14 protein-coding genes are annotated in these 21,391 nt (G+C 51.6%); 11 read left to right on the forward strand and 3 right to left on the reverse strand.

Annotation, left to right across the window (positions count from 1 at the left end; translation table 11 throughout):
- Positions 1-34 precede the first annotated feature (34 nt).
- Positions 35-1,609: a pentapeptide repeat-containing protein gene (locus D8M41_RS06860; RefSeq protein WP_126926650.1), complete on the forward strand. Its 1,575-nt coding sequence runs from the start codon at positions 35-37 to the stop codon at positions 1,607-1,609.
- Here the strand turns inward: D8M41_RS06860 and D8M41_RS06865 are convergent.
- Positions 1,606-2,928 (reverse strand): hypothetical protein, encoded by a 1,323-nt coding sequence (locus tag D8M41_RS06865; protein ID WP_126926651.1) that lies wholly within the window; start codon positions 2,926-2,928, stop codon positions 1,606-1,608. The two genes, D8M41_RS06860 and D8M41_RS06865, sit on opposite strands and share 4 nt — an antisense overlap.
- 488 nt (positions 2,929-3,416) lie before the next feature.
- On the opposite strand from D8M41_RS06865, the gene D8M41_RS06870 reads away from it, so the two are divergent.
- The 9 genes from D8M41_RS06870 to D8M41_RS06915 all read left to right on the forward strand — a co-directional run bounded on the left by D8M41_RS06870 (position 3,417) and on the right by D8M41_RS06915 (position 18,423).
- Positions 3,417-3,998, forward strand: coding sequence for a hypothetical protein (locus D8M41_RS06870; RefSeq protein ID WP_006888034.1), 582 nt, complete (start codon positions 3,417-3,419; stop codon positions 3,996-3,998).
- Between the two features lie 448 nt (positions 3,999-4,446).
- Positions 4,447-4,956, forward strand: a complete 510-nt coding sequence (locus tag D8M41_RS06875; protein WP_006888276.1) for a hypothetical protein — start codon at positions 4,447-4,449, stop codon at positions 4,954-4,956.
- Between the two features lie 187 nt (positions 4,957-5,143).
- The gene (locus tag D8M41_RS06880) at positions 5,144-6,424 is read left to right on the forward strand and encodes a hypothetical protein (RefSeq protein ID WP_126926652.1); all 1,281 of its coding nucleotides are present in this window, start codon (positions 5,144-5,146) and stop codon (positions 6,422-6,424) included.
- Positions 6,425-6,658: 234 nt separating this feature from the next.
- Positions 6,659-9,526: a hypothetical protein gene (locus tag D8M41_RS11945; protein WP_238693485.1), complete on the forward strand. Its 2,868-nt coding sequence runs from the start codon at positions 6,659-6,661 to the stop codon at positions 9,524-9,526.
- A 3-nt stretch (positions 9,527-9,529) separates the two neighbouring features.
- Positions 9,530-11,218: a hypothetical protein gene (locus D8M41_RS06895; protein WP_126926653.1), complete on the forward strand. Its 1,689-nt coding sequence runs from the start codon at positions 9,530-9,532 to the stop codon at positions 11,216-11,218.
- Between the two features lie 3 nt (positions 11,219-11,221).
- Complete coding sequence (locus D8M41_RS06900) at positions 11,222-12,571, forward strand: hypothetical protein (RefSeq protein ID WP_126926654.1); 1,350 nt, start codon at positions 11,222-11,224, stop codon at positions 12,569-12,571.
- A 3-nt stretch (positions 12,572-12,574) separates the two neighbouring features.
- Positions 12,575-14,047: a hypothetical protein gene (locus D8M41_RS06905; protein WP_126926655.1), complete on the forward strand. Its 1,473-nt coding sequence runs from the start codon at positions 12,575-12,577 to the stop codon at positions 14,045-14,047.
- 287 nt (positions 14,048-14,334) lie between these two features.
- The gene (locus D8M41_RS06910) at positions 14,335-16,371 is read left to right on the forward strand and encodes a hypothetical protein (RefSeq protein ID WP_238693486.1); all 2,037 of its coding nucleotides are present in this window, start codon (positions 14,335-14,337) and stop codon (positions 16,369-16,371) included.
- Positions 16,372-16,668: 297 nt separating this feature from the next.
- A complete protein-coding gene (locus D8M41_RS06915; RefSeq protein ID WP_238693487.1) occupies positions 16,669-18,423 on the forward strand; it encodes a pentapeptide repeat-containing protein in 1,755 nt (584 codons plus the stop codon).
- 218 nt (positions 18,424-18,641) lie between these two features.
- Here D8M41_RS06915 and D8M41_RS06920 read toward each other — a convergent pair whose 3' ends face one another.
- A complete protein-coding gene (locus D8M41_RS06920) occupies positions 18,642-19,202 on the reverse strand; it encodes an SMI1/KNR4 family protein (RefSeq protein ID WP_126926656.1) in 561 nt (186 codons plus the stop codon).
- A gap of 188 nt (positions 19,203-19,390) precedes the next feature.
- Here D8M41_RS06920 and rhuM point away from each other — a divergent pair, with 188 nt between their 5' ends.
- Positions 19,391-20,356 carry a virulence protein RhuM/Fic/DOC family protein gene (gene rhuM / locus D8M41_RS06925; RefSeq protein WP_126926657.1) on the forward strand — a complete coding sequence of 322 codons (966 nt, stop codon included), beginning with the start codon at positions 19,391-19,393 and terminating at the stop codon, positions 20,354-20,356.
- Between the two features lie 32 nt (positions 20,357-20,388).
- On the opposite strand, the gene D8M41_RS06930 is transcribed toward rhuM, so the two are convergent.
- Positions 20,389-21,360: a Ppx/GppA phosphatase family protein gene (locus D8M41_RS06930; protein WP_126500820.1), complete on the reverse strand. Its 972-nt coding sequence runs from the start codon at positions 21,358-21,360 to the stop codon at positions 20,389-20,391.
- Positions 21,361-21,391: the final 31 nt, after the last annotated feature.

Here is a 21,391-nt window from a genome sequence, read left to right on the forward strand (position 1 = left end):
TGACAGGAACTAAGTCTGTTATGGAGGAAATATTGTGAGGCAGCATCAGGAGCACATACCCGCTGAACGGCAGATCAGGTTTGCGCAGGCCGCATCCCAGCTATCTGATGCTGATGCCGATACTCGGCTGGCTGGGGCGCTGGCTCTCATAGAGCTGGCTGATGAATGGCTCACCGCCCCAGCCGCAGCAGACAGCCTCACCGCAGATCAACCTGCCCAGGAGGCGCAAGCAATCATTCACGAGCTCTGCGCCTATATCCGCTCCCCTTTCCCGGCGGGTAGCACCTCAAGCCGCACAGAGTTGGCGCAGTACTATATGCGTCTGCTCGGTGACGCCCCAGAGGGCCTGTCCCGCACGCAGCGTGAACAGTTTCAGGCGGAGAAATCCGCCCTGACGGTTGAGGCACTGGTACGCGGGTGCATCCTTGAGGCTATCCACGACCGCTTCGTGCAGGAGTCAGACTACGGCACTCCCCCGTGCACCGAGGGCCTTCCCGATCGGCAGGAGGCGGAGGGCAACCGGTGGTCGGGGCTGGATTATGATTTTTCGGGTGCCGTATTTTTCTACCCGGTGCTGTTGAAGGCGTCATATTGCACGGGAGAAATGGCTTTTAGGGACTGTATTTTCCTGGAAGAGGCCTGCTTTAGCCATGCGTATTTTGCTCAGTGCACCGATTTTTCTGGTGCAGCATATTATGGTGACGCCTCTTTTGGTTTTTCGTCGTTTAAGGGCGGGGCGCGGTTTGACCGGTGCACGTTCGGGGCGCTGGCTGAGTTTACAGACACCTACTACGGCGGCGATGCCTCGTTCAGGGAGTGCACCTATAAGGGGCTGGCCCTGTATGATGAGTCCACCTACTGCGGTACGGTGGCTGATTTCAGTAATAGTGTGTATTGTGCGGGTGCCGAGTTCGGCGGTGCCGGGTATGACTGCCCGGCCATATTCAGCGGGTCCGTTTTTGAGGGCGCCGCATATTTTAGGTTTGGCCGGTACGCTGATACGGTTCGTCACGATGGGTGCTCCTACGCGGCTGCAGCCGATTTCAGCTATTCTGTCTGCTGGGCTGATGCGGATTTTTCGGGCTCCGCTTTTGCTCAGGGAACCAGTTTTACCGGGTGTGAATATTATGGTGCCGCGCATTTTTCGGGCTGTTCTTTTACTGGCGGTACGGTCAATTATTCTGGCTCCATATATGCGGCGGAGGTATCTTTTAGTAACTCAATGTATGGCGAGAGCACCGGTTCCGTTATTTTTGATGCTTCGGGTTTCTTCGATGGTGTGCTCTTCACCAATGTTGGCTGGGGGAATGCTTCTGTCTCTTTCACGGGCTGCGTCTTTAACCCGTCGTCCCGGAATGTTTTTACTAACCGGGGTGCCGCCCAGTCCCCTGTCCGGTTCAGTGGGAAACTTCCGCTGGGTGCCCGCGCGCTGGCGTTCGATGAACGTGATGAGCTCCAGGAGCACCGGCAGGCGCTTCACCCCACGGCTTTTGTGGCCCCGGCCAGCCCCGGCCCGGCTGCGGAGTATGCGCACCTGCCGCACCAGGTCTCTGAGGAGGCGGTGGAAGAGTTCGCCCGCTGGGCGCGTGAGCTTATTGGCGAGGATTAGCTGTACTTGCGCATAAACCGGAGGTGCTCATGACGGAGGGCCTCTAGCGGACAGAAAATATGGGCCTGTATTGCCTCGGTGAGGGCCTGCACGGCCTGCGGGGAGTCTGGGCCGCTGGCGTGTATCTGTGGGTAGGCAGCGTGAATGCCTTCACGTATCTGTTGGTCCGCTAGCCGGTATCTACAAATATCATGAAATAGAAAGTACGGTGCCTGCCGGTCAAAGGCAGTTTGACGAAGCCACTCTAAACGCCCTTGATATCGTGGCGGCAGGGGCAGCCAATCGTTCGCCTTGTAGGTGATTCGCTCTTTGACTTGTAAAGAGTCAGAATCGTCCTCAGCGCAAGAACTCGTTATATAGTCGATAAGGGCGTAGGATGGGTCATCAGGTAGTATCCAGTAGCATACATCGTCGCTTAGGAGGGTTACTTCCTGAACAAGTACGGCTGCGGGCACCGCATTGGCACCTTTCAAAGATAAGGATGCCTCTAATGCATTGAGTTTTTCTAACGTCCTTTCCATGTCTGGATCGTCGCGGTACGTCAGGTTTGCGTGTATTGCCCGTACCACCTTTTGCGCGTACTCATACCAGCTGAAATATGTTTCTGCAGTCAGATGTTTTTCCATCTCCTCTACGTACTGTAGCGCTGGTTTTATAAGGCGCGCGGCGGCATCGGAGTACATATCAGCTTGAAGACAAAGGTGCCACAGCTGCTCCGTCTGGCCGGGTGCATCATTGCCGTATTTGCTTTCATCCAGCCTTCTGTCTGCCCACTCGCTGAGGGTGAGGGCGCGGTGGGCGAGCTCTTGGGCTGCCGCAGCGTACGTAATGAATGTCGGCGGCACTGTAGCAGTCGGGGTGCCTGCGCGCCCGAGGGCAGCTGCGGTGGTTCTCGCCCCCGCCACTCGATGCTGAAGCGCCCGCGCGTCCTCTGTTAGCTGCTGCGCGCGGTGTGTTTGTTTCTCGCATGCCCGCGCAATACTGCCCGGCTGGGATGACCCACCAAACGGAGGGACAGCGCGCATACCGTCTAAGACTGTCAGGGCGGACCCCAGGCAGTGGGCCACTTTTCTCATGGCTTTTAGCACGTTGGGGGGATCAGAGAAAACAGGACGGTCTACAAAAATGCGATAGTAGTCTATATATCCGCTGGCTACTACCCGTTTAATCCGTGTGCGCTCCATAACCTCGGGGAAAAAACTTTCGATAATGGCAGATTGCAGGGGTGATTCAGTCATATGCTGCAGCTGCAGCCGTGCGTGTGCAACGGCGGTCAGTAGCCGTGAGCAGTCGTTTTCACTCGGGTACTCTACGTTCATGGCTTTCCCCTAATATGTGGAAGCGGATTCGGGTGTGTCCCAGGGTACCAGCCGTTTCTGGGTACGGTACCGGTTTGGCGGGCTGTCCTTAATAGGGCGTGTGATGAGGTTTCTGCGCCTATTGAGCCGATCATGCCCTGACGGTTGGGGCGGCCCGGATGGTGCCACGGGGTGACGGTGCAGCCATTTCTAATGCTCTGTGAGTATGTGTTATCGGATAAAAACAGTGACGAATGACCGGTTTTATTCTGCCCATCTCATAAATATTTAAAGCATAAAAATTCTATATATACCCATATCAACCCCTATAAAATAAAGTTTTATCTGCATAGAAAATCTTTACTTCGGTTTTATGCGCGCTCGCATATTCCTTGGGATGCAGCATTGGGCAAGCTGCGGATAAACCTCAGCGTTCCTTCAGCTAGCGCTTTTCCCCCATTGGCAACGGTATACTTACTTATACCCGACAAGTAGAGAGGCCAGTTGCGATGGAGCCGCAGAATCCAAGCGAGAGCACACCGTCAACCCTGCCCGCACCCACTAATATGATTCCGATTGTGAGGGTGCCGGGCGTTCAAACAGCGGCGGAAAAAGCAGCAGCTAAAAAACGTAAAACCCAAAACCTGGTGAAATACCTGGCGGTGGGCAGAACTCTCTACACAGTTATTCCTTTAGCGCTTTTCTTTTTATTGGTTGAGCGCCGCGCTATCACTATTGACGCGTTCCCCGATCTGCTCTCCCCAGTGGGACTTTTCCTTCTCCTGTATGTGCTGTTTGAGATACTGAGTGTGCTGTGGTTTAACAGCGGAAAGCAGCCAGCATTTATTGCCCTGTTGGGCCGCTACCTGGCTGGTGTTGTGCTCTCCGTGGTGTTTATGAGCATTGTGCTCCAGTTCATGCCGTGGTCACAGAACCTGCGGGAAACCTTTGTGGGGTGGTGGACGATCACCGTGCCGTTTGCCGAGCTGATTACTAGCGGGTTCCTGTTCTATTTGACGTTTAAGAATTTTCCAAAGACAGCCGCAGCCCCGGAGCACACACAGTTCTGGCAGGACGAAGAGGAAGAGTAGAGGTCGTTCTGCACCCATCACAGGAGGCGGAGTTCTGCCAGGTAACCAACCCACCCACAGGGTCTGCTGGTGCAGATTCCGCCTTCTTTGATGTAACGCACCCGTGAAGGGTTGGTTTGTAACATATCGTCATATAACCCAGCATATTGTTCATATATTGGACACCTCTTCCTGCCCTCTTGGAGGGCCTTCCCGTCAAAACACGTTCAAAGTTTTGAGGGTTAACCCCCAGTTTTTGGCGTCATTATTAGACAGTTGAGGCTTCTTGGCGCTTACCGGGTAGAAAAAGAAGGCCCATTTTTGGCTTGTCCCACACAGCAACCTATTCGCTTTTTCGTGTTGTTCCGCGTCATAGCAATATAAAGATTTGATAAATCATCCGAAAGTATGACAGTTTTCAAAAAACCTTAGAGTATGCTGGAAATTCGACTAACTGAGGAAGCACGCAATGAGCAATAGCGCAACACAGGTAAGAACAGCCCAGATCGGTGGTGGCCGTATCAGCGACGGCCCGGCGAACCTGCGAGCCTCGTTCAGCGCTTCCAAGGTTTCGGCGGGTCACCGTACCACCTCCCCCAAGATACTGTCAGTCCTGTACACGGCGCGCGTGATTGGGTTGGCATTACCGTACGTATTTACGTTTGCAGCGGTGCTGGGTGGAGACCTTTATTCGCAGTGGGCACACGTGATGTTCCACCCGATTGGGCAGTTCATGCTGGCGTATGCACTGGCGCATGTGACCGCCAATATTTGTTTCAACTTCCGCCGCGGCGGCGCCCTGGTTCGCACCGTAAATGGTGTGGGCGCGGTGCTGTGTGTGGCGGTCTCTCCCCTGTGGGTGAACTTGATAATGTCAGGGGCTAATTCGCCAGATGCGTTGTGGGCGCTGATTGGTGTTCCCCTGGAATTCGCGGCGTGCATTGGATACTACGTGTACACCGCACGGAGGATTGGGTAGAGTCCTCCATAATCCCATAGAGAAAAGTTGAGCACCCGGTGTTTGTTGGTTCCGCCGGGTGCTCAACCACGTTTACGGGTACACGCCTAGTTTTCACATTCTGCGCCAAGAAATCCCTGGTATTGCTGATCGGCTGCGGTAGGGTGAAGGGGCACGCCTCCAACCACCACGCAAGGAGCCACCCGCCATGACCGCCAGCAACAAGAACACATTGAACGCTTCACGGCAGGAGCGATTTCTGAAAGCCGTCGAGCTGTTTGACTCTGCCCGTTCATACACACGGCTGGGCGCGGTGCACGCCCTCGTGGCTCTGGCGGATGAATACCTTGCCGACCAAGCGTTACAAGCGGAAGAAAAGCACACGGAGGGCCAGCGCATTGTTGATATTCTCTGCGCCTATATCCGCTCCCCTTTTGAGCTGGCATTTCGGTACGATGAGCTCTCGCAGAATAAGCCCAGCCCGCACGGTGTGTACGGGGACAACCACCAAGATTTCTATATGCACAAAGCGGAGCTTTTGGCAGAAGCGAAGGTTCGTCAGCAGGCTTTGCAGGAAATTCACCGCCGGTTGCGCCATTTTCCTCAGGGCGACAGAAGGAGCTATGTAGAAGGCTCGTGGTCTGGGTTTGAGTACGATTTCTCGAATAGTGTTTTCTTCTACCCGGTTGATATGAAGGATTCCTTGTACCAGAATTCCGTTGATTTCAGCGGGTGCACGTACTACGACAGTGCCGAATTCAACGGTTCCACCTATGAACGAAGCGCTTATTTTTGCGATTCTACGTACTATGATTGGGTTTTCTTCAACAACTCAACCTATTGTGGTGAAGCCCAGTGGAGCGGGTCTACGTACCATGATTCGGCACGTTTCAACTGGTCTGTTTACTATGGTGAGGTTTCCTTCCACGATTCTGTTTACGGTGGATCGGTCTTCTTCGACCAGTCTCTCTACTACGATGAGGTTTTATTCTATAGCTCTACTTATCGGGGCGAGGCCGGGTTCGACGGCTCGCTGTACCGAGGCTCAGTTTTTGTGAGTGACTCGGTCTTTGACGGAGAGGTTTCCCTGTACGGGTCTGTTTTCTGCGGTGCCCTGAATTTTGGTACCGACTTTTTCGGGAATCCGTTCCCTTCACGGTTTGTTCAGAACTCACCTTGTTTTGTTGCTGAGAAGAAGGATGCGCGGGCAACGTTATTTGGCTCGTCCAGCAATAATTTTGTGGTTGAGAACAGCAGCTACTCTATAGCTCTCGGCGCTAATGGCCTCCCTTTAGGATGCGGCTTTTTGTCTACAGAACAGGCAGACTATCTTGCGGCAAAGTTCCGAAAGGTGTATGAGGCGCGAACTTCTCTTCGTGACTCGCAGGTGCCGCAGAAGCGGCAAGACCTTCGGGAGAAATTGGAGAGCCTAAGCCAAAATATACGAGTGTGGAAGAAAGAAGCTACTGCTCTGCCTGGTGGCAACTAGCAGATGACGCTTTCCCCTACATATACGGGGTATCTGCTGTAGGATGGGGAGGAAATAAACGCCGCTCCACTCACCCGTGAGGAACCGTTAAAAGCAATGCCGCATACACCCGAAAATGTAGAGAACAATTCAGATGTATCTCACCAAACCACGTTTGAGAAGTATAAGGCAGAGCGTTGGGAACGGTATCTTCAAGCGGTAAAACAGCTTCGCAGCAAGGAAGCCTCTGCGCGTGTGAGTGGCGTACACGCACTTGTTGTGCTTGTGGATGAGTGGCTTCACGAAGAAAACCTATCTGAAGATAAAAAAATTAAAGAGGGGCAGTTTATTATTAATAAGCTCTGCGCCTATATCTGCTCCCCCTTCGCCCTCGCTTCAGAGTACGATGAGCTAACTCAGGACAGCCCAACAGCTGAAGGTCTTTACAAAAATAGAGAACAAGAGTTCTATATTCATAAGGCTGAACTTCAAGCAGAAGCAGACGTCCGCCTGAGCATTATGAAAGAGATTCACGCCCGCTTGCAGGGACCAGACAAAAACACCCCAGGGGCGTGGTCAAATTTTGAATACGACTTCTCGGGAAGCACCTTCTTCTACCCTGTAGACCTCACACACTCTTACTACACGAAACCCGTTCATTTCAGTGAATCCGTTTACCGGAGCTCGGCTAATTTCAGTGGATCCACCTACCGGGACTGGGTAGGTTTCAACGACTCTACCTACCGGGGCCGGACTGATTTTAGCGGCTCCACCTACCAGGGCGGGGCCGATTTCCACGAGTCCATCTACCAGGCTGAGGTTGATCTCAGCAAGTCTGTTTATCAAGACTGGGTAGACTTTCACGAATCCACCTATTGGGGTGATGCCAACTTCAGCGAGTCTGCTTATCGAAGCTGGGCTGATTTCTACGATTCTACCTATCAGGATGAGGCTAGTTTTACCGGCTCCACTTACCAGGAGGGGGTTGATCTTAGCTGCTCCATCTATTGGGGTAGGGTCAACTTCCGCGGTTCCATCTACGAGGATGAGGCTGCTTTTAGCGGGTCTATCTTTCGGGACACAATCGATTTTGGTAAAGATACAGGCAGCGGCAGTTCTTCCCGTTTCACACGATGCGCCCCTGCGTTCTACGACGAGGCAAACCAGCAAAACACACTTTTTGGCGCACCCAATAATGACTTCTCCGTCGAAAACAGCGAGGGCTGCCCCATTCTCCTTACCCCTGACGGCTTACCCCTTGAATGCCGCTTCCTATCAACCGTCCAGAAGGATTACCTGGGGAATACCCTTCGCAGGCTAGAAGAAACGAATGATGAGTTCCTTGCCGTGAAGAATCATGAAGTGGAGAAAGAGCTCTCAGAAAAGCTGCAGTCTCTCACCCAAGAGCTCCACGACTGGCGTGAAAAAGTTACCGCATTACCACCCAACTCACTGAATAATACAGGAACACCTCAGCAGACCAAGTATATGAAACGGGCTGAGGAGGAGGTTCCATGGTTCCCAGCAGGGGGAGAAGCATTTTCTCTGCTTGACGACTACCGAAAAAACAGCAATGATCACGCCAAGATTTATGCAGTTATTAAAGATATTCTTGAAAGCCATGAAAACCAGATAAAAATTCTTGCAGAGCAAACCCAGCAATGCCTTGAAAGCGCTTTCAGGCAGCGTATGGCAGAGCGTCGAGGACGGTACACCAAAGCGGTAGAACAGCTTGGTAATGCGAGTGCCCCCGTTCGTATAGGTGGCGTATATACGCTCATTGGTCTCGCGGATGAGTGGCTACTAGACAAAAACCTGGCATACTTAGAAAGAGTTAGAGAAGGACAGGTTATTATTAATAACCTGTGTACCTATATTCGCTCCCCGTTTGCCCTTGTTTCCCGCTATGATGAGCTAATTCAAGACGCCCCAACAGCCGAAGGTCTTTACAAAAATAGAGAACAAGAATTCTATATAGACAAAGCGACACTAAAATCTGAAGCAGATATTCGTCTGAACATTATTAAAGAAATTCGCCACCGCCTACAAGGCCCAGATGAAAATACTCCAGGGGCGTGGTCAGAATTCGAATACGACTTCTCAGGAAGCATTTTCTTCTACCCCGTAGATCTCACAAACTCCTACTACACAAAACCCGTTAATTTCAGCGGCTCTACCTATCAGGATTGGGTTGACTTCAGTAACTCTATCTACCAAAGTCGGGCTGATTTTAACGATTCTACCTACCGGAACTGGGCTGACTTCCGCGGCTCAATCTATCAAGGTCGGGCTGATTTCAATAGCTCCACCTATCAAAATGTGATTTACTTCAGTGACTCAACTTACAGGGGTGAGGTTTGTTTTAATAAATCCACTTACCAAGATTTTGTTTATTTTGACCGCTCCATCTACCAGAACTGGGCTGATTTCTACGATTCTACCTATCAGGATGAGGCTAGTTTTACCGACTCCACCTACCTGGATATGGTTAGCTTCTTCGACTCCACTTACCAGGAAGTGGTTAGTTTCAGTGATTCTGCCTATTGGAATGGGGGCGGGTTCAGCAACTCCATTTACCAGGGTGAGGTTGATTTCAGCAATTCCATTTACGTCGGCGGGATAAGGTTCAGCAACTCCGCTTACCGGGGTAAAGCTAATTTCAGTGGCTCCATCTACCAGGGTCAGGTTGGCCTCAGCAACTCCACCTATGAGGACGAAACTGCTTTTAGCGGGTCTATCTTTCGCGACGAAATTTATTGTGGCCAGAGCACAAACAGCGGCAGCTCTTCCCGTTTCACGCAATGCGCCCCTGAATTCTACAACGAAACAAACCACCAAAACACGCTCTTTGGCTCACACGACAATAATTTCACAGCCGAAAACGGCAGGGGCTTACCCATTTACCGCAACCTTGAAGGCTTACCCCTCGGCTGTGCTTTCCTAGCACCCGATCAGAGGGAATACCTGAAGAGTATTCTCCGCAGGATGGAAGAAATCAGCGATAAAATTCATGCCCCGCGTAACCCAGAAGAGACAAAAGAGTGCTTAGAAAAGCTGTGGTCTCTCACCCAAGAACTCCACGACTGGCGTGAAAAAGTCACCACAGCGCAGAGGACCCGATAAGCAATGCCAGAAAAACATAATGCAGAACGCTGGGAACGGTACGCAGAAGCAGTAGAACAGCTTGGTAATGCGAGTGCCCCCGTTCGTATGGGTGGTGTGTATACGCTTATTGGCCTCGTGGATGAGTGGCTACTAGACGAAAACCTGGACTACGCAGAAAAAGTTAGAGAAGGACAGGTTATTATTAACAACCTCTGCGCCTGCATCCGTTCCTCCTTCGCTCTCGCCTTCCACTACAATGAGCTAACTCAAGACAGCCCAATAGCCGAAGGCCTTTACAAAAATAGAGAACAAGAATTCTACACTGACAAAGCAGCGCTAGAATCTGAGGCAAACATTCGCCTGAGCATTATTCAAGAAATTCGCCACCGCCTACAGGGACCAGACAAAAACACACCGGGAACATGGTCAGGTTTTGAATACGACTTCTCGGGAAGCACCTTCTTCTACCCCGTAGATCTCACAAATTCTTACTACGCAAAACCTGCCGCATTCGATAATGCCGTGTATAAAGCCTGGGCTAATTTTAGCGGCTCCCACTATTGCGGTGACGCTGATTTCAGCTACTCAGACTACGGGGGTGATACCGATTTCAGCTATTCCACCTATCAGGGTGAAGCTGACTTCCGGGAGTCCGCCTACCAGGGTCGGGCTGACTTTAGCCGCTCCACCTACAAACAAAAAGCTGTTTTTAGCGATTTCATTTCTCCCTCCACATACAAAAGTGACGCTGATTTCAGCAACTCAGACTATGGGGATGATACCGATTTCAGCTATTCCACCTATCAGGGTAGGGCTGATTTCCGCGCCTCCACCTACGCCGACGAGGCGTATCATCGCGGTTCCAGCTACACGGGTACAGTTGATTTCAGTGATTCCGTCTATAAGGGCAGAGCTATCTTCAGCCGCGCCGCCCACCAGGGCAAGGCTAATTTCAGCGGCTCCAGGTACCAGGATGAGGCTCACTTCTACTTCTCCACCTACCAAGAGGCTGATTTCAGTGGCTCCGCTTACCAAGCCCTCACTGACTTCAGCTACTCCACTTACCGGGGTGCAGCTGACTTCCGCAGATCAGCCTACCGGGCTGGGGCTGACTTCTGCGGCTCAGAATATCGGGAGTGGGCCACCTTCAGCGGATCCACCTACCAGAGGTGGGGTAACTTTGATAACTCCATCTATGGGAGCTGGGCTGATTTCAGTAAGTCCACCTACCAGGGAAATGCTGACTACAGCGAGTCTATCCACCAGGGCTGGGTTAATCTCAGCGGATCCACTTATGAGGGTGTAGCAGCCTTTAACGGGTCTATTTTTGACGACAAAATCTATTTTAGTGAAGACATAGACGGCAGCTGCTCCTCCCGTTTCACGCAGTGCACCCCTGCGTTCTACGACGAGACAAACCACCAAAATACTCTTTTTGGTTCGCATAACAATAATTTCACGGTCGGAAACGGTAGGGGCCACCCCATTTACCTTACGCCTGAGGGATTACCCCTCAACTGTGCTTTCCTGGCACCCGAGCAGGGGGAATACCTGAAGGGTATTCTCCGCAGGTTGGAAGAAATCAGCGATGAAATCCTGGCCGTGAAAAATGATGAAGAGAAAAAAGAGCTCATAGAAAAGCGGCAACCTCTTGACAAAGAATTCAATGAATGGCGTAAAAAAGTCACCACAGCACAGAAGACCCGATAAGCAATGCCAGAAAAACATAATGCAGAACGCCGGGAACGGTATGCCGCAGCGGTAGAACAGCTTGGTAATGTGAGTGCTCCCGTCCGTTTGAGCGGCGTGTACACACTCGTTAGTCTAGTAGATGAATGGCTTAGAGAAGAGAATATAGAGTATAACGAACGAATCGCAGAAGGCCAGGTTATTATTAATATCCTGTGTGCATATATCCGCTCCCCGTTTGCCCTTGCTTCCCACTATGAAGAGCTAATTCAAGACGCCCCAGCAGCCGAAGGTCTCTACAAGAATAGAGAACAAGAGTTCTATATAGATAAAGCAGGTTTAGAGTCTGAAAAGAAGGTTCGCCTGAGTATTATTAAAGAAATTCGCAGCCGTTTGCAGGGTTCTAAAGAAAACACCCCGGGGGTGTGGTCAGATTTTGAATACGATTTCTCGGGAAGCATTTTCTTCTACCCCGTAGATTTCACGCACTCTTACTACGCAAAGCCTGTTAATTTCAGTGGTTCTGCCTACTGGGGTGAGGCTGATTTTAGCTACTCCACCTACATGGATGAGGTTTACTTCAGCGAGTCCAGCTACCAGGGCCGGGCTGGTTTCAATGGTTCCATCTACCAGGGTGAGGCTGATTTCCGTGGCTCTACGTACCGGGGTTCAGCTGGCTTCGCCAGATCCACCTACCGGGGAGGGGCGTACTTCAGCGGCTCCACCTATCTCAGTGAGGCTGTCTTCCGTGGCTCTGTTTACCGGTGTGCGGCCGCTTTTAACGATTCCGTCTACCGCTATTGGGTTGATCTTCGTGGCTCCACGTATCAGGGCGCAGCTGATTTTGGTGGCTCCACCTACCAGTATTGGGCTGATTTCCGTGGGTCCACGTACCGGTGGTGGGCTTACTTCAACGACTCTATATGCTGCGGTTGGGCTGGCCTCAGCCACTCCGTCTACGAGGGTGAGGCTGACTTTAGCGGGTCTGTTTTCTGTAGTGAAATATATTTTGGCCAAGACGGAGACAACAGTAGCTTTTCTCGCTTCACAGACTGCACCCCTCAGTTTTATGACGAGACGAACCATAAAAACACCCTCTTCGGCTCGTATAACAATAATTTCACAGTCGAAAACGGCAGGGGCTACCCCATTTACCGTGGCCTTGAAAATTTACCCCTTGGCTGCTGTTTCCTAGCGGAAGCACAAGAAGAATATCTCAGCGGTATCTTCAAAGAGATAGAAGAGACGAGGGAGAAACTTCTTACCACAGAACGCTTCCAAGAAAAGATAGGACTCCCAGGAAAGCTACGGGCTTTCAACACAGCACTCCATGAATGGCGTGAAAAAGTCACCACAGCGCAGAGGACCCGATAAGCAATGCCAGAAAAACATAATGTAGAACGCCGAGAACGGTACACCAAAGCGGTGGAACAACTCGGAAGCAAAGAAGCCCCTGTCCGTATAGGTGGCGTATACACGCTTGTTGGGCTCGTGGATGAGTGGCTACTAGACGAAAACCTGGATTACACAGAAAAAGTCAGAGAAGGACAGGTTATTATCAATAGCCTCTGCGCATATATCCGTTCCTCCTTCGCTCTCGCCTTTCACTATGATGAGCTAACTCAAGACAGCCCAACATCTGAAGGTTTTTACAAAAATAGAGAACAAGAATTCTACACTGATAAAGCAGAGTTCAAATCTGAGGCAGACATTCGCCTCAGTATCATTAAAGAAATTCACAACCGCCTACAAGGCCCGGACAAAAACAGCCCGGGAACATGGTCTGATTTTGAATACGACTTCTCGGGAAGCACCTTCTTCTACCCCATAGATTTCACACGCTCTTACTACGCAAAACCTGTTAAGTTCAGTGGCTCCACCTACCAGGACGAGGTTCGCTTTGGTGGTTCCACTTACCAGGGCGGGGCCGATTTCAGCGGCTCTATCTACCGGCGCGGGGCTGATTTCCTCAGTTCTACATACCAGAGTCAGGCTAACTTCAGCGGCTCCACGTACCAGGACAAGGCTGTCTTTAGCAGCTCCACCTACCAGGATGGGGTTAACTTCAGCGGATCCACTTATCAAGGTGAAGTTTTCTTTCGTGGCTCCGTCTACCGGGATTGGGTTGTTTTTAATGGCTCCGCCTATCGGGAAGAGGCTGATTTCTGTGGCTCTACCTACCGGCGCGGGGCTGATTTCAGCAACTCTACCTACTGGGGCAAGATTGTTTTCGGCGGCTCCGTCTATCAAGGCTGGGCTGTCTTTCGCGATTCCGCTTACCGGGGCGAAGCTGCCTTTAATGACTCCGTCTACTGGGGTGGGGCCGATTTCAGCGGCTCTACCTACCGGGGCAGGACTGGCTTCGGTAACTCTATCTACCAGGAAGGGGCTGATTTAAGCCGATCCACCTACTGGGGCGAGGCTGACTTTAGCGGGTCTATTTTCTGTAGTGACATTTATTTTGGCCAAGACGGAGACAACAGTAGTTTTTCTCGCTTCACAGATTGCGCCCCTCAGTTTTATGACGAGACGAACCATAAAAACACCCTCTTCGGCTCGCATAACAATAATTTCACGGTCGAAAACGGTAGGGGCTACCCTGTTTACCGTGGCTTTGAAGGCTTACCTCTTGGCTGTGCTTTTCTCACCGCAGAGCAGAAGGAATACCTTGCAGATAAGTTCCAAGAAATAGGAAACACGAAGAATAAATTTCGTGAGGTAAAAGATACCGAGGGGAACGCCATACTTGTCAACACCCCGCTATCTCTTAACGGTGAGATCCGTGTTTGGCGTGAGAAAGTTACCACGGTACAAGTGGAGGGCACAGCACTTGGAGAGGATGACAACTAGCCGCCTGCAGGATTCACTGCCTCCACTTCCTGCCGTAACATCAAGATTCCACGGTGCCGTATGCCCCATATGGGTTGCCCCTGCTCTGGTGTGGCTGGTTTGTTTCGACCACAGGGTTCACCCTGCACCCCCTGAATATGCGCAGGACTAGGGCGTTACCTACCTGCTCAACAAAGATTTGCAGGTAAACCTTGAGCCAAAATTCAGGAAAATCTGAAAGGTAAGCTGAAGATGCGGTAGGGTGAAAAAGGAACACACACCATCCACCCTGAGGAGCAAGAGCGCCAATGCCAGAAGAACACGAAGATGTAGATACTACGTTAGAACAGAGCACTACGCCAGATACTTCACAGCAGAAGGAGAAATCACGTGCTATTGGCGGGATTGTAGGGGTGACCTTTGGTTGTGTGCTCTTACTCATCATATGGTGGGGTATCGCTCAGGTAATAGGGTGGAATCCAGACGTTAGTTCTGAACATTTCGCACAGTTCTATTTTGCTTGGGGTCTCGGAATCCTTTCACTCGGATATCTAGTGCTGATTCTGTGGTCCATTTTCAAGAAAGATGAGGATCCTCGCTGGTTCCATGCACGCATTCTTTCGAGCGGCATAGTGGGTGGCTCATATGCGTTCCTGCTACCTGCTGTCATGAGCCTACCTGAAGGCGGCGTTAATTCTGGTGGAGCAGCGGCGCTCCGGCAAGCAATTCTCCTGGCGACAGGTGGGCTTATTGGTCTTATTGCGCTTGGTGAGACTCGTCGTAAGAACGATAATGACCGTGAAGCAGCTGAGAACCTTCGAATTCATCAACAAGATACTCTTGACCAACAGAAAGACCAGTTTGAGAAGCAACTAGAAAAACAACAAGAGCAGTTTGACGCGAATGCTTTTAAGGACCGTAAAGCAGAACGACGAGAACGCTATACCAAAGCGGTAGAACAGCTAGGTGATGAGAAAGCACCTGTTCGTATGGGTGGCGTATATACACTCGTTGGGCTTGTGGACGAATGGCTCGAAGAAGAGTCTATAAGAAAATATGAGGACAGACTCAAAGAAGGACAGGTTATTATCAATAACCTTTGTGCCTATATTCGTTCTCCATTCACTCTTGCATCTCACTACGATGAGCTTATGCAAGACACCCCAGGCGCTGAAGGTGTCTATCAAGACAAAGTGCAAGAATTTTACGCAGACAAAGCAACATTAGATTCTGAAGCAGACGTTCGCCTTTCTATTATTAAAGAAATTCACGACCGCATACAGGGCCCAGACAAAAACACACCGGGAGCGTGGTCAGACTTTGAATATGATTTCTCGGGAAGCACCTTCTTCTACCCAATAGACCTTACGAACTCTTACTACGCAAAACCTATTAATTTCAGTGGCTCCACCTACAAGGGCAGGGCTTACTTCACCGGCTCCACCTACAAGGGCTGGGCTAACTTCAACGACTCCACCTACCAGAGCGGGGCTAACTTCAGCCACTCCATCTACCAGAGCGGGGCTAACTTCAGCCACTCCATCTACCAGAGCGGGGCTAACTTCAGCCACTCCACCTACCAGAGCGGGGCTAACTTCAGCCACTCCACCTACCAGAGCGGGGCTAACTTCAACGACTCCACCTACCAGAGCGGGGCTAACTTCAGCCACTCCACCTACCAGAGTCGGGCTAACTTCAGCCACTCCACCTACCAGAGTCGGGCTAACTTCAGCCACTCCACCTACCAGAGCGGGGCTAACTTCAACGACTCCACCTACCAGAGTCGGGCTAACTTCAACGACTCCACCTACCAGAGTCGGGCTAACTTCAACGACTCCACCTACCAGAGTCGGGCTAACTTCAGCGACTCCACCTACCAGAGTCGGGCTGACTTCAGCGACTCCACCTACCAGAGTCGGGCTGACTTCAGCGGGTCTATTTTCTGTAGTGACGTTTATTTTGGTACATACATTTTTAACGACCCGTCCCGTTTTACAAAATACGCCCCTATTTTCTATGACGAAACATATCATCAGAAAACACTTTTTGGTTCAACCAATAATGATTTCACAGTAGATACCGATGAAGGTTATCCTATTATTCTAAATTCCGAAGGCTTACCCCTTGGCTGTGAATTCCTGACTTCAGAGCAGAAAGAATACCTTAAAGATAAGTTCCAAGAAATAGACGAAACGAAGAATAAATTTCTTGAGGTGAAAGACCCCAAAGAAAAGGCAGAACTCTCGAAAAATCTGCAAGCTCTTAACGAAGAGCTCCATGATTGGTGTAAGGAAGCTACCACAGTAAAAGTGGAGGGTACAGCGCCCGAAGAGGAAGATAACTAATAACTAGCCGCCCCAAAGGATTCGCGGTCTCCACCTCCTGCCGTATAAGAGCACTAAGATTCTACGGTGCTTGTTTGCCCTCTAGGGTTTGTTCGTGCTGGTATGGCAGGTTTGTTTCGACCACAGGATTTAACCCGCAACGACCTCTGAATATGCGCAGGAGTGGGCCGTTACCTGCCTGCTCAACAAAGATTTGCAGGTAAACCTTGAGCCAAAATTCAGAAAAATCTGAAAGGCGAGCTGAAGATGCGGTAGGGTGGTACTTGCACACACTCACCGCAAGGAGTCTACTCACCTATGAACGATAAAAAACAGCAGGAAGCAGAACAGCCTGGGCGGTCGCATAAAATATGGTTATGGATAAAACGGTGGTGGCTTCCTATTGCTATTCTGCTGATTACTAGTACCGGGCTAGCGTGTGCTCTCTCTATCCCACAGCAAGTTTTTGAAACCCCTAGAGAACCAGCCAACGATAAGAGTGCCCCCGTCTTACTGGCTCAGAGCAACCTCCGGTTAGCTTTTCTCTATATCACCGGTGGAGCTATCGCAGTGATGGGTCTTGTCGAAACATTTCGCAAAAACAATAATGAAAAACTCAAGAACGACCAGGACAAAGAGAAGAACGATAGAGAACATGAGCGCTGGGTTAAGGCGGAACGGCGCGAAAGGTATGCTAAAGCGGTAGAACAGTTAGGCGATGAAAAAGCCCCTGTTCGCATGGGTGGCGTATATACACTTGTTGGATTAGTGGATGATTGGCTTGAAGAGAAAAGCCTATCTGATGATGAGAGACTTAAAGAGGGGCAGGCTATTATCAATAACCTGTGTGCCTATATCCGTTCTCCGTTTCCCCTTGCTTCTTATTATGATGAGTTATCTCAGGCCAGCCCCACATCTGAAGGAATCTATAAAGATAAAGAAGAAGAATTCTACGCAGACAAAGCGGTGTTAAAATCTGAAGCAGACGTTCGCTTCGGTATTATTAAAGAAATGCATGATCATATACAAGCCTCCAGAGAAAACGATTGGGGGCCATGGTCAAATTTCGAGTATAACTTCTCAGGAAGCGTATTCTTCTACCCCGTAGAGCTCACAAAATCTTATTACAAAAAACCTGTTAATTTCAGCGGATCACACTATTACAAGAAGGTAGATTTCAGCGGCTCTACCTATGAGAAAGATGCTACTTTTAGCACTTCCAATTTCCGCTCCACCTACAAGGATGTAGCTTACTTCTACGGCTCCATCTACCAGGGCGAGGCTGACTTCCGCCGCTCCACCTACCAGGACTGGGCTGACTTCCGCGACTCCATCTACCAGGGCTGGGCTGACTTCCGCCGCTCCACCTACCAGTGCGAGGCTGACTTCCGCCGCTCCACCTACCAGTGCGGGGCTCACTTCTACGGCTCCATCTACCAGGGCGAGGCTGACTTCAGCCGCTCCACCTACCAGAGCTGGGCTGACTTCCGCGACTCCATCTACCAGAGCTGGGCTGACTTCAGCCGCTCCACCTACCAGGACGGGGCTCTCTTCAGCCGCTCCATCTACCAGGGCGGGGCTCTCTTCAGCCGCTCCACCTACCAGGACGGGGCTGACTTCAGCTGCTCCACCTACCAGGGCGGGGCTCACTTCAGCGGATCTATCTTCTATCAGAAAGTTTATTTTGGAGCAGACGGAGACAACAGCAGCTTTTCTCGCTTCACAGACTGTGCTCCTCAGTTCTATGATGAGACAAACCACAAAAACACGCTTTTTGGCTCACCTAATAATGATTTCACAGTCGAAAACGGCAGGGGCTACCCCATTTACCGCAACTTTGAAGGCTTACCTCTTGGCTGTAAATTCCTTACTTCAGAGCAGAAGGAATACCTTGAAGGTAAACTCCAAGAAATAGAAAAAATAAATAATAAACTTCGTGATGTGAAACATCTCAAAGAAAAGGAAGAACTCTTGAAAAAGCTGCGATCTCTAAACGAAGAGCTCCGTAAATGGCGAGAGGAAGCCACCACAGTAAAAGTGGAAGACGTAGCAGCAGAAGACACGGAGAGTTAATCAATCTGTAGAGTTTTGGGGACAGCTATTCTTTAATAGCTGTCCCCAACACTATACGGCTCTCCCTAGTACGCGAAAGTACTGGCGGCTTATGCAGCTGCTCGCCCTTAATCCCCTGCCAAAACATTCGGGTTCAGCGGCGCACTAGTACCTCCACCAAGTGCCTCAACTGCATCAAAACCAGGCACACGGGGCCTGATAAACCCCTACGGCATATGCTATTCGTCTTCTTCGTAGACATAATCCTTGAAATAGTCGGGGTCGCCGTCACTGTCTAGCCAGAGCTCAAACCAGCCCAGGAAGTCCTGGCGCTCACAGCAGGGGCTAACGCCCACATCCGAGAAGCTCCACACCTCACCGGCGCACGGCCCGGCGGTAATCAGCTCATAGGTCATGCCGCACCCCTCATCCATGATCTCAACACCCTGGTTCCCCAGCTTACGTTCAAAGGACTCGTCGCTAAGCTGCTCTTCGTCCTCCTCATCCTCCCAAACCCAGCCGTCCGTGAGCGTCATGGGGAGGGAAAGGTCTTTGTGCTCAATCTCTGCGAGCCGGTGAATGGGGCTGGCGATGCCCTCCGCCGCCGGGTCGTTCCAGCCGTCGCCAACCTCCAGCAGAAACAGCCGGTACGCCTGCGGCAGGCGGGTGTTGCAGGCACTCTCAAAAGCAGCAATTTCCGTCTCCGAAATGGTAGGCCCCATGCTGATATTCTTCTGAGCAATTTTAGTCTTAATACGCTCGATCACGGCCGGGTATTCTTCAGGTGTATAGATAGGCACAGAAACTCCTCAATATAGATATAGTCCAGTTCACAAGTCAGCACAGGGCCTTTTTACAGGCTACTGCACAGCCATAACTGTTTCTATCCTGGCGGTCATCGAGGTACAGGCAGATTATGCGCATTCAATTCCGACTGAATTCATGCCATAATTGGTTATAAATCAATTTTAAATACAATTAGTGTCACATGAACGAATTTAATAACTCCATCATTATTTACCAGCCACATACCGATCAGCCTGCTATTGATGTCCGAATAGAAGGCGAGACAGTGTGGCTCAGTCAGCGGCAGATGGGCGAGCTATTCGGTGTAGATGTGCGCACCATTAGTGAGCACCTATCCAACATATTTTCTAGCGGTGAGCTGGAGAAAGAGGCAACTATCCGGAAATTCCGGATAGTTCGACGTGAAGGTACGCGCAATGTAACGCGAAGTGTTGAGCACTACAACCTTGATGCCATTATCTCCGTGGGCTACCGGGTCAAATCAGCCACGGCCACGCAGTTCCGCATCTGGGCCACCAAGCGCCTGCGCGAATACCTGGTGCAGGGGTACAGCATTAACCAACAGCGGCTTGAACAGCTCGGGCAGATCGTAGAAGTCATGGCGCGGGCAGATAACCATCTTGTGGCCGGTACCGGTGAAGTACTCGCAGCCTATCTGCCAAGCCTGCAAGCCCTGCGCGACTACGACGAAGGCACTCTCTCTGCCAGCGAATCCACCGGGAATGCGCCGGTATGGCAGCTCACTCATGCCGAAGCGCAGGCGATCATTGCCCGTGCCCGCAGCGAATTCCCGCAGGATAGGCTTTTCGGGATCGAAAACGGGGATAAACTCAAGTCGGTTGTCGCCACCATCTACCAGAGTTTCGCGGGCGAAGACCTCTACCCAACCACCGAGCAGAAAGCAGCGAACTTACTGTACCTCATGGTCAAAGACCACCCGCTGGTTGATGGGAATAAACGTAGCGCAGCTGCCTTGTTCATTGAGTTTCTGGCCCAGAATAACCTGCTGTTTTCGGCCGATGGCACACCGCTAGTCTCAAACAACGCCCTAGCGGCAATGACCCTAATGGTCGCCATGAGCAGCCCGAAAGAAAAGGACCTTATGGTAGCCCTCGTGGAGCGGCTCATTAGCCCGGCTACGCATTAGCTTCTGCCTTTGACCCGCCGAGTCCCCCCTTCCTACTCCCCCACCAGGGTCTTCGGATCCAACGGGGTGCTGGTGCCCTCCGCCAGGTGCTCCAGGCGCCTCAAGATAAGGCCCTCACGCAGCGCCCAAGGGCAAACACGCATCGTTTCCACACCAAACATCTCCATCGCAGCCTCAGCCGCCATCGCGCCCGCAAGAACCTGGTCGGCGCGCATTCGGGAAACACCGGGCAAATCAGCGCGTTCGGCGGGAGCCATAGCCTCCATGCGGCGAGTCCACAGGCGCAAATCCGTCACATGCATCTCACGCTTCACATGCGGCCCCGCAGAATACGGTGCCGCCCCGCAAATACGCGCCAACGAACGGAACGTCTTCGAGGTACCCACCACCATATTCGGCTCACCAAACGCCAGCAGCTGCTGCGCCACCGGCTCAATCTGCTCACACACATACCCGCGCAGCCGCTTCGTCTGCTTCGGTGCGGGCGGCTGTTCCTCAAAAAACTCGCGGGTCAGGCGGCCAGCACCCAACGGCACCGACATTGCCGCATCCGGTAAGGCATCCGTGCCCGTGGAAAACTCGAACGAGCCGCCCCCAATATCAAAATTCAGGATGCGCCCCGCACCCCACCCCTGCCAGCGGCGCACCGCGAAATAGGTGATAGCCGCCTCCTGGTCGCCTGAAATCCCGCTCAGGCTCACCCCGGTTTTCCGCCGCACATGCTGCAGAACCTCAGCACCATTACCGGCCTCACGAATAGCGGAGGTCGCAAAGGCGAGCAGGTCCTCGGCGCTGTTCTCAATGGCGAAATCGCGGGCAGACTTCACGAACTCGGTCAGCGCGGCGCGGCCCTCATCAGAAATATCACCCGACGGCGTCAAATACTGCACCAGCTGCAGCGGAATCTTATGCGAAGCGTACGGTTCGGGGCGGGCACCCGGGTGCCCGTCAATAAGCAGCAGGTGAACGGTGTTCGACCCCACGTCAAGAACTCCAAGGCGCACGGCGCGCTCCCCTCCCCCAGCAGGTGCCGAG

This window comes from Rothia sp. HSID18069 (assembly GCF_003989155.1).
Lineage (GTDB): Bacteria > Actinomycetota > Actinomycetes > Actinomycetales > Micrococcaceae > Rothia > Rothia aeria.